Annotated in this window: 3 protein-coding genes; all 3 read right to left on the minus strand. The window is 41.5% G+C overall.

Annotation, left to right across the window (positions count from 1 at the left end; translation table 11 throughout):
• Window positions 1-221: 221 nt before the first annotated feature.
• Window positions 222-1,067: a hypothetical protein gene (locus MiSe_RS48720; RefSeq protein WP_226594689.1), complete on the minus strand. Its 846-nt coding sequence runs from the start codon at window positions 1,065-1,067 to the stop codon at window positions 222-224.
• 166 nt (window positions 1,068-1,233) lie between these two features.
• Window positions 1,234-1,905, minus strand: a complete 672-nt coding sequence (locus tag MiSe_RS48725; RefSeq protein ID WP_226594691.1) for a hypothetical protein — start codon at window positions 1,903-1,905, stop codon at window positions 1,234-1,236.
• 49 nt (window positions 1,906-1,954) lie between these two features.
• Window positions 1,955-2,192: hypothetical protein (locus MiSe_RS48730; RefSeq protein WP_226594695.1), on the minus strand; the 238-nt coding region annotated here is incomplete at its 5' end.

Below are 2,192 nucleotides of genomic sequence, written 5' to 3' on the forward strand. Positions count from 1 at the left end.
AAAAGCAGTTGCGGTACGGATACAGGAAACTCATCTACTCCAGTGCGGCGTTTAATCTGTGATACTTCTTTTTGGAGCATAGCAACCATTTGAATTAATCTTCTAACGTCAGCACAACAATTCATATTGTTTTGAGGCGATGGTAGTTCTGGTGGTTCTGGTGGTCGAGGAGAAATTTATCTTATAGTAATTGTACAAACAGTTCCGCCAAAATTCCCATATTACATGTCTTCCTGCTCTTCATATTCCCTAACGTAAACTCCATCATTACAACTATAATATTTAGTTATAATATGATGTTCCCAGAAAACTTGCCTATTGTTAATCCAAACTATTCCCGTATAAAAAACTCCAACAATAATCTGTTCACCTGCTACTGAATAAGCATCGAGGTCGTAAACTGGTTCGGTGCGCGGATAGGTTGTAGTTATTTGTTTTAATTCTCCGATGCCTTGAGTTTCTAGAGTTATTGTTGAAATTCTTGTGTTGCTGTTTTGATCAGGGCGACATTCTCCAAAATAATCATCAAAATTTCTGCCGCCGCCAACATAGTGCATTGTCGTATTACACCTAATTTCAAAAACAATTCTGTATCGTTGGCTGGGATCTCGCTGCGGCAACCTTGGTAAAGAAGGTATTGAAGGCCAATCTATAAGGTAATCGCTTGAACTTGGCGGTGGTTCTGGCGGCGGTTCTGGACTTCTTCTGCAAGCGGGTAACAGGTAACAATAAGTTTGACTAACGGTTTCTGTAGCTGAATAATTTTGAGTCATCGTGACACAAACGCTACAGCCATTTATACTAATTTCATACTTAGGTTCTGCAAAAGAAGTTGGAGCTTGTAAATCTATATCGCAGAAATAGCTCAACGAAGGATGAATTTGACCGCATTCGTTAGTTTCTATTTGCGGTGGGGTGTTGTAAAAAGGAGTATTTCCAACTCGACGGAGACCATCGGGAAGTTCTTGGTCAGCAGAAAAGCTAAAAGGAGATTCGCCACCATCAGCTTGATTATGTTGGGGAGACCTGGTTGAATTTGTTGGTCTAGTTCTAGTAGTGCGGGTCATATACTGCCCTCCATTCCCACCAACCTGCCGTTACCACCAACGCTGAGGGCAACTAATTGCTGCGCGATCGCATAATTACCCCAAGTTTCTTGGTTAAAAGTTCCGTTGGGAGTTAAATAGGGACAGCTATCGGTTAAAACCCCAGAAGTGTGACCATAAAAAAACCTTACGTTAGTTCTGCGTTTACGACGTACAAAGCGCGGCGTCTGTTGTTGAACGGACGAACAATTACTGGTTCATTTGCGGGTAAGTTAATGCCAATCGGATACCAATTATTAATAGATTGCTCTTTGATTTCAATTAATTTTATGTCGGCTTGACACTGGGTTTTAATTAAAACTTCATCGCGCCCAGATAATTGCTTATATCCTAAATCGGATAGCACTTGAGCGCCTATCCGCTCTGATTCACCTACCAATAAAACTTCTTGAGTAGCGCTTAAATAAGGACGTAAATGTTGAATTGGTAATTGAAAAGGGATGTTTTGAAGAACTATCGGTTGCCCTTGCTTGCGAAAAAGCCCGCCCCCATCGTCGGATAAAAGCTGAATCCCTACTTTTTCATAATTAAGCCAGTTATTGTAAATCTTAGTTGCTTGTTCTGTACGGTTATCTAAATCCCTAAGATCTGGTAGCGCAGCAGGGCTAAGGCTAACGATGTTAGAAGCAATATCAAAAGATGCAACAAACAATTGCACTAGGGCATAATAATCGTCTCCAATTTGAAATTTAATTTTGTCATAAATGGGACGAGCGCTGAAGCATTCAACTTGAGCGTTTCCAGTGCTGGCTGTCAAAATAGCTTGACTAGACCCAGTTAGGGCTATAGGTTCTCTCATAACAAATAAGCTTTTCCGGTTGTGGTTTGTCCCCCGCTTGCAGCAATAGTTACTTCGAATGGCATGTTGTTGTAGGTGGCGGTAAACGTGCCATTCCCCACACCGCCCACCGTGCCGTTAGAAATTGACCAAGAAATATAATTACCGTTTGTAGAGTTTTATTCCCGACGCTACCGCTAGTCGCGATATAAACATCAACTAGCTCGCCTCGCTTAGTCAAAATCATTCTGCCTTCCAACAAACTGTTAGAGGAGCGTAGATCCATGAAAAAAGCCAGCATTGCTTTG

Source organism: Microseira wollei NIES-4236, assembly GCF_020521235.1.
Classification (GTDB): Bacteria; Cyanobacteriota; Cyanobacteriia; order Cyanobacteriales; family Aerosakkonemataceae; genus Microseira; species Microseira wollei.

Bases quoted from the DNA above. Each gene is read 5' to 3' on its own strand.
- MiSe_RS48720 (WP_226594689.1), bottom strand. From the start codon at position 1,067: ATGACCCGCACTACTAGAACTAGACCAACAAATTCAACCAGGTCTCCC.
- MiSe_RS48725 (WP_226594691.1), bottom strand. From the start codon at position 1,905: ATGAGAGAACCTATAGCCCTAACTGGGTCTAGTCAAGCTATTTTGACA.